The organism is Pedobacter sp. HMWF019, assembly GCF_003061025.1.
In the GTDB taxonomy this organism is placed as follows: Bacteria; Bacteroidota; Bacteroidia; order Sphingobacteriales; family Sphingobacteriaceae; genus Pedobacter.
The window spans coordinates 1-5,814 of sequence record NZ_QAIL01000471.1 but is presented as its reverse complement, the minus strand read 5'-3'; the positions used below and the strand labels follow the sequence as shown (position 1 = coordinate 5,814).

Sequence of the window (5,814 nt, the reverse complement as noted above, 5' to 3'; positions counted from 1 at the left end):
GATTATTAGATGAAATAAATTTGCTCTCAAATACATTAATAGACATATACTCTGGTAAAATGAGTATTAATGACATTAAAGCTATTATTACAGTAGCAACTAAAAGATTTTTGCCCGTCACAAAGGTAAATTGCCTTATAAAATTCCTCACTTTTTTATCCTCAATCTTCTGATCGTTATTAGCTGTAGGAGGCAGACGTGGAATTTGCAAATATCGACCATACATAGTTATAATTAAACTTGCAAACAGCCCAATAAAGATCGAAAGTGCCGCTATCGCATATCCAATGCATTCTGAATTTATACCTTTCTTGAGTATTAGAACTAATATCATCACAGGAACAAAAAGCAAGTATCTTTTTCTCCAACTATAGCGTTTTATTTGCCTATCAGTTAAATTAACTCCACCATTCAGAATATCTTCAAATTCCCATCTCGTTCCTTCGCTTAGCAATACGGATATATAATGTCTAATTTTAAGATATTTCATCAGCTTCAGGGTAAATTTCTTCTTTTATATCATCTAGCAGCTCTAAACAAAATTTCTCCAAACTGTCCCACTTAGGACTTCCATCGACCTGAAGATCAACCTTATCTTTCAAATAAATTGTTGGTTTGATATCTATTCCAGTCCCCAACTCGAACGAACTTTGATGAGAACCATTGTATAAAGTTCCTGTTTTTCTTTTAAACTCATCTAAAGTTAATGGTTTATTCTTGTCTCCAAAAGTAAATCTTTTCACATAATTTACTAGATTCTGAAGGTTACCTAAACTTTCACCATCTTCCTTCGCTCTAATTGATATATTAATCGTAAAGGCCTCAGTGGAGATACTATGATCATCATCAATATTTTCTACAACTACATCATTAGTGAACTTAAGTTCTTTTACAACACTTGTAGCTTTAAATTCTCGCTGCAGTTTAATTGGACAATATAATTCCAAATTGGGTTTATAAAAACCTTCAGCCTTTAGATTGGCTCGCAACCAACTTATAAAAACATCATTTATTTGATCGTCGGAATAACTCTGTATCATCAATATTCCTTTATTGCTACCGAAGGGAGTATACAACAGGAAATAAAAAGTATCCATTACGATATCGGTAGTATTGATCTTCGTATACTTCTGGTTGGGCTTTCTTGTATAACCAATAGACCTTTGTTGGCCATATCTACCACCTTTAATAGTCCCTGATATTATATGCTTATTAGTTTTAATTTTTATTGATCTTTCTAAGCTTGCAGTTGAATTTTCATCAATTCGAAGACCTTTTTTTCGAATATCATTCAGAACAAAATTAGTATCTATCGAAGTAATTAAATCCTGTAAAAGCTTATGATAAGCTTCTTTAAGTTTAAAATCTTCAACTGGATATTTTTTTTCCAAAAATCCACCAAAAGATCTATCAACGGTCGTAGGTGTTGCACCTATATATACTTTATATACTTCTAATTTCGGTTCATGCGCCATGTTTGTTAGTTTAATTTTGACATGTATTATATTTTCTATCGCTAAATTATCCTTTAAGTACCTTTACCTAGATAGTTTCCTAACAAGTAAATATTCAGTTGCGTATACTAAAAAAAACGCAAAAACAAATACTCTGCAAACAGGAACAAACAATAAGATTTTTTCATGATCGAGAGTCGTTAAAATCAGTTTACACCTTGAAGTGCAAAAACAATAAAGGCTATTTCAAATCTTGCTATTTTATTCCAAATAAACAATGAGTTGGAACAAATATTTTAAACAGCCAATTGCGTTGCCAACAGATTTCGCAGTACGAAATGGAATCAGTATCAACTAATTTTCATTGAGATCCCAGATTTTAAGTTTTGTATATCTCTTGTCGCCAAATAATTCAAAATGCTCTTTAATAGCGTTAATTGTATTCCCACTTTTTTTTGGATTAAAATATCCCGAAGAATAGCCACGATATTCTTCTGACAAAGTAATGAGTTTACGGTTGCTGGAATCGAAATTAAGTGCAAAAGCGGTCATTCCAATATATTTAGGCAACCCTGACATGATCATCCTATTCATTTGGTTCTTGATGGACAGTCCCGGCAACCAATCCATTTTAACAATCTCATGTGGATATTCCTCAAAACTTTTGCCTGGGTATGGTCCAGGGTCTTTATGAAATCGAATATCAACAAGGCTGCTTTCTTTTAAAGGATAACTCATACAAACATGCATTAATCCAATTAACGGAAAACCATCTTCCATCAAGCCCCGAATTTGATCAGTACCTAATGATTTAGAGCTCTTGTTTATTTTTTCTGAATGAGGTCTGGCTATTTTCACTTCCCAAACTGCTGTACGATTAAAGAACACTTGGTTTTGATTGTAGGGAATAAAAACAATATCGATATCCCCCGGAACGATCTTATTACCTTGTCTTTCTAATTTCAATTCAGATCTTTCTATCATCGTCCCATAATAATACCCTTCATACTCTTCTATACCTTCATATCCTAGGGGATCAAATAAAAGATCGTCAAACAATCTTAAGTCATACCTTTCTTTGCCTGTCCTAAAATCTGTTATTAACTTAATTACTTCTTCTTCCGAAAGCCATTTATCGATAAACTCATGTAGCTTCTTCATATTTAACTATTTAAGGGCAAATTCTTCAACCTCCACCTTATAAATATTCATGTCCTTGTATTACTTAATTAGAACTCGGTAAAATTGAAATAACGTTTTCGGTACTTAGCTTCATTTTAAGTTCACTAATGACTCCATTGAGTTCATTTATCAACTCAGTTATAAGATTATCTAAAAACCGGTCGTCCTGCAAATTGAACAATAACTCTTTCTCATTCAATAATTTTGAGAAGCGATCAAAAAATGCCCATCCAATGTAAGGTGGACTAAAACGAAATTTTGGATTAATTGATCTCAAAATATCCACGTAAGGTCTCATTTCAACAGAAGTACCATCCAATAAAGTACCTCCTCTTTCCACAGAAAAACCATAATAAAAACCTTCATTATCCTCCAAAATTTCATAGAGGAACTTTAAATCTGAGATTTGCATAACAGTATCTTCCTGAAGCTGTTTCTTATAAAAGGCTGCCATGAATCTACTTTTCACCTGTTCTTTAAATTTTCTATAGGCGTCATACAAATCATCAATTGAATTGTAATACTCTTTATTATTTGAAATTAATGAGATCAACTCTTCAGACATCTTACTTGAAATTGTTTGGTGTGTTAAATATTTAATTAGGTTGATATATTGTGTGATTGTTTCTCTTAGAATGGGATGATCTACGGATTTTTCCTTGCATTTCTCTAGCCAATTCAATACATCTTCTGAGTATGATCCTTTTTGAAAATCCTCATTCTTCAAACTTATTCTACTACATAACGATGGATCAGTACCATTTAAAGTCAAATAGAGCAGTCGATGTTGAGTAAAGGTCTTGCCATAGTTGAAATATCTAAGCAATTGCTTTTCCAAATCAATTGCGTTAATCTTATTTTCAATTATAACAGCATTATTTTCCAAATCAGTTATCAGGATGTCAATATTCCCTCCCTCATTGCCATCTTCAGAAATAGCACTAATTTTCTTTTCAACTTTAACTTTTGCATTAGAACAATTAAGATTATGAATGTCAAATTGGTCGCAAAAAAGTAGTAAAAACACCTCCTTCTGTCCATGCGAACCTTCTGGATCTAAGAGTTCAGCAATAAATGACGAATGAGTCCTCACTTCCATAGTACTTAACTTTAGAATCTTAAAAACATTAAAATTCTCTCCTGTAAGTTGGGCAACTCTTTCAAACTGTTTAATGATTGCAGAAGCGTGCACTAATAAATTTTCAGTTTTATGTATTATCATGTTGATTAAGCGTTCATAGAATTTATTTGAATTCTGTTAATTTAATATCAGGAGTGCTGCCAACAATATCCCCCACCTCGAACCATTCTTTTACACCTTGCTCCTTTTTTCGTAATGCCTTTACACTGAGAAGAACTACTGTTAGTGGACGATTTGAATGTTGATATATGTTTTATTGAACTTCCAGAAGAGCATACGCCACAACTTCCTCCTGAATTGCAATGTGCACAGTAATTACATGTTTTACATGCCCTACAGTTTACACTACCGGTACATTTGGCATAATGATCCTTATCAATGCTACCATATTCTATTGCGGCAACACTAGTGGATAATAAAACACTGCAAAGCAGCATCAGCAATAAAAGATTCTTCATGATCGAGAGCCGTTAAAAATTCTATCTGTATCATAAGATACAGATAGAATAGTTGGTTATTTCAAATCTTGTTATTTTATCTCAAATAAACAATGAGTCCAAACTTTTATTCTAAAAAAACTCAATGTATAGCTTAGCCTACCATTATTGAGTTATCCAGTCAAAATCGACGAGGTGCCTAAGGTTATCTGTTAATCTATCATCACGATTAGATCTAAGATATTTTCCATTTTCTCCGTGGACTACTTCAACCGTTTCTCCAATACCCCACTTTGAAGTCTTATAATTCCAAACCCATGTAACTGCTGTATTACCCGATTTTTCCAGCATTGCAATCGCATCGGATTTTGTTGTTTTAATTGCTTTAGATGTTGAATTCACTCCAACAGTATGAAAAGCATAATGGGTAATGACTTGATTTTGGTTTATCCAAATTCCGCTAATTCTGTACTCTGACATAATAGATTTAATTAATAATTTTTGTAAAAAATTTTCTTCCTTATTGGTATGCTCAAATGTATCAGCGCACAAACAGATTTTTTTACGGAAAACCAGATTGAGTCTATATCTCGATAGCAATCGGATCTAGTATTCAGTTATTCTTCGAAATTCCGTCTTTAAATCACTTTCAATGCTCTTCAAATTCCGGAAAACCGTAAAAATTCCATAAATTCCGTATCTATTTTTACGCTTTAATTTTTGAAAAATGCCTGAAAATTATCAAGTTAAAGTTTTCGCTGCCTATGAAGAAAAGTTGGCGAATGGTGACCTACCACTCTTAAAAAATGCAACGACTGCAAGATTGAAAAATGCCTGTTTGAAGATTTACGATAATAGGTACAAACCAGAAGACGATGATATTTTTTCAGAGTTTTTTGATCTGGATAAAGTGGGAGTCAACTTTCGAGAAAAGATATCAGATGCAAAAACCGGAGTATTTAGGCCACTATTAAACCATTTAAAAGGCGAAACGACGACAACACACAACAGAAACAGCGAGCTCCTGGCTTGGCTAATTGACTTCCAACCCAGGCCAAGTATAGCGTACTATAAAAGTTTCCATTCAATACCTCTTGTCGATGATGATCCTCCTCCGAATGAATATGACGGACCTCCTGTTTCTGACGAGGATCAAGATGATGGGCCTGGTGAAAATGACTTCCCTCCTCCAAACAACAATGAAGGATTAAATAAGAAGATTGCAACTGGACTTCTTATTCTACTCATTTCAGGCGGTACCATCTCCTTATTTTCCACCAATGTCATAGGCACGGACTACCATGAACCGCTTCCCAACGAGAAATGTATGGTTTGGAAAAGTGATCGTTATGAACCAATTCCATGTGATATAAATCTTAATGATAGAATAATACTTCCTCTAGATAAAGAGCAATTAGCTCATCAAAGAAAAATCACCCAACCGGATACATTGACCACAAACTCTTTAGGAAAAGTGTGGTATACCAAGATCAATGGTACGCCAGAATTTTATACAGATAGCGGAATGCATCCTGCAGATACGCTTAGAAGACTAAAGCCATTAACAAATTATATTTTAACAAAGTATGTTTCCTACTAC

General features: G+C 33.5%; 7 protein-coding genes. 1 reads left to right on the top strand and 6 read right to left on the bottom strand.

The window, feature by feature from the left end:
• The 6 genes from DBR11_RS24620 to DBR11_RS24600 all read right to left on the bottom strand — a co-directional run.
• The coding region (locus DBR11_RS24620) for a hypothetical protein (protein ID WP_146186656.1) at window positions 1-490 on the bottom strand (490 nt) is incomplete at its 3' end.
• A complete protein-coding gene (locus tag DBR11_RS24615; RefSeq protein WP_108555234.1) occupies window positions 477-1,475 on the bottom strand; it encodes a hypothetical protein in 999 nt (332 codons plus the stop codon). The genes DBR11_RS24620 and DBR11_RS24615, both read right to left, overlap by 14 nt.
• Window positions 1,476-1,808: 333 nt before the next feature.
• On the bottom strand, window positions 1,809-2,615 hold the full coding sequence (locus DBR11_RS24610) for a hypothetical protein (protein ID WP_108555233.1): 807 nt from the start codon (window positions 2,613-2,615) through the stop codon (window positions 1,809-1,811).
• A 64-nt stretch (window positions 2,616-2,679) separates the two neighbouring features.
• Complete coding sequence (locus DBR11_RS24605) at window positions 2,680-3,858, bottom strand: PD-(D/E)XK nuclease family protein (RefSeq protein ID WP_108555232.1); 1,179 nt, start codon at window positions 3,856-3,858, stop codon at window positions 2,680-2,682.
• 47 nt (window positions 3,859-3,905) lie between these two features.
• Window positions 3,906-4,214 (bottom strand): DUF5763 domain-containing protein, encoded by a 309-nt coding sequence (locus DBR11_RS30680; RefSeq protein ID WP_369974452.1) that lies wholly within the window; start codon window positions 4,212-4,214, stop codon window positions 3,906-3,908.
• Between the two features lie 165 nt (window positions 4,215-4,379).
• Window positions 4,380-4,766 carry a DUF3892 domain-containing protein gene (locus tag DBR11_RS24600; RefSeq protein WP_108555231.1) on the bottom strand — a complete coding sequence of 129 codons (387 nt, stop codon included), beginning with the start codon at window positions 4,764-4,766 and terminating at the stop codon, window positions 4,380-4,382.
• Between the two features lie 175 nt (window positions 4,767-4,941).
• On the opposite strand from DBR11_RS24600, the gene DBR11_RS24595 reads away from it, so the two are divergent.
• Window positions 4,942-5,814: hypothetical protein (locus DBR11_RS24595; protein ID WP_108555230.1), on the top strand; the 873-nt coding region annotated here is incomplete at its 3' end.